The organism is Aquabacterium sp. (assembly GCF_004297345.1).
Classification (GTDB): domain Bacteria; phylum Pseudomonadota; class Gammaproteobacteria; order Burkholderiales; family Burkholderiaceae_C; genus Aquabacterium.
The window spans coordinates 1-1568 of sequence record NZ_SCTN01000464.1; the positions used below are offsets into that span (position 1 = coordinate 1).

The 1568-nt window shown below is 62.0% G+C and carries 2 protein-coding genes; one reads left to right on the plus strand and one right to left on the minus strand.

The window, feature by feature from the left end; genetic code table 11:
- A partial coding sequence (locus EPO09_RS18010; RefSeq protein WP_290645199.1) for an isocitrate lyase/phosphoenolpyruvate mutase family protein occupies positions 1-359 on the minus strand: 359 nt, incomplete at its 3' end.
- Positions 360-609: 250 nt separating this feature from the next.
- Between EPO09_RS18010 and EPO09_RS18015 the strand changes: the two genes are divergently transcribed.
- The coding region (locus EPO09_RS18015) for a PrpR N-terminal domain-containing protein (protein WP_290645201.1) at positions 610-1568 on the plus strand (959 nt) is incomplete at its 3' end.

Consider the following 1568-nt stretch of genomic DNA (forward strand, 5'->3'; position numbering starts at 1 on the left):
GCGCCGACCTGGTCTTCGATGTGGCAGGCGGCGGCGCCGGCCTTGATCAGGCTCTTGACCGTGCGCTCGATGTTGAAGGCCGAGGGGCCGAAGCCGGTGTCGATGTCGACCAGCAAAGGCAGGTCGCACACATCGGTGATGCGGCGGGTGTCAGTCAGGACGTCGTCCAGGGTGTTGATGCCCAGGTCAGGCAGGCCCAGCGAGCCAGCGGCCACGCCGCCACCCGAGAGGTAGATCGCACGGTAGCCCGCGCGCTTGGCCAGCAAGGCGTGGTTGGCGTTGATGGCGCCGATGATCTGCAGAGGGGATTCTTCTGCGAGGGCTTGGCGGAAACGTGCGCCAGGGGTCATGGTGGACATGTCGGATCTCCAACTTGAGCGGTTTGCCTGTGAAACGCAACGCCTGTGCCAGCCCCTGGGGCGCGCAGTCATTTTTCAATGCCAATGCACGAACTGCGACGCCAACTGCTTGATTCTCTTGGAGAAATGGCGACCGTGCCGTGGCCATTGTTATTCAATTTTCAATCTTTGCTGTTTCTGTTGTGAAACGATTTCATGAAATATATGAAACAATGAATTGAAACATTATTGAAACACCATTCAACTCCCCATGAGTGCCCTTCGCCCCCACTCGGCGACCACCGCCTTGCCGCACATCGTGGCCGTTGGTTTCAAGCGCATCAACAAGATGCTGCAGGAGCTGGCGCCGGACTTCGCCGATCGCGCCTCGGTGGACGTGCTGGACATGGGCTTCGAGCAAGCCGTCAGTCGTGTTCGCGACATGCAGGCGCAGCGCCCCATCGATGTGGTCGTGTCGGCCGGCTCGAATGGCGCTTACCTGCGCCAGCATCTGGACATGCCGGTGGTGCTGGTCAAAGTGGGGGGCTTCGATGTGATGCAGGCGCTGGCTCGGGCCCGTCGCGTGTCCCACAACATCGGTCTGGTGACTTACGAGGGCATGGCGCCTGACCTCGCGCCCTTTGCCGAGTTGCTTGACATGGGCCTGGTGCAGCGCACCTACCGCACGGAGGACGACGCTCAGGCTTGCGTGCTGGAACTCAAGGCCTTGGGCGTGCAGGCGCTGGTCGGGCCGGGCCTGGTGGCTGATCTGGCGGACCAGGCAGGTCTGGCGGGCGTCTTTCTCTACTCGACCGATGCCGTGCGTGAAGCGCTGGAAGATGCCGTTGAAGTGGCGCGCGCAGCCCGCATCGAGCAGGCCAAACGCGAGCGCCTCAACACCATCCTGGCGCAACTCAGCGATGGCGTGATCGCGGTAGATCAGCAAGAGCGCATCCAGACGCTGAACCCGACGATGGCGCAGTGGCTGGGCGTATCACCTCAGGCGTGGCTGGGCCGCAAGCTCACGGATGTCTGCCCCGAACTGAGTCTGCAGACCACCTTGCGTCTGGGTGTGCAGGATCTGGAAAAAATCGAGCGCATCAAAGGCAAGGCCTTGATCGTCAACCGCATGCCCATCGTCGAGCAGGGCGTGCTGACCGGTGCGGTGCTCAGTTGCCAGGATCCGATCAGCATTCAGCGTGTGGACAGGCACATCCGCACGCGCATCAA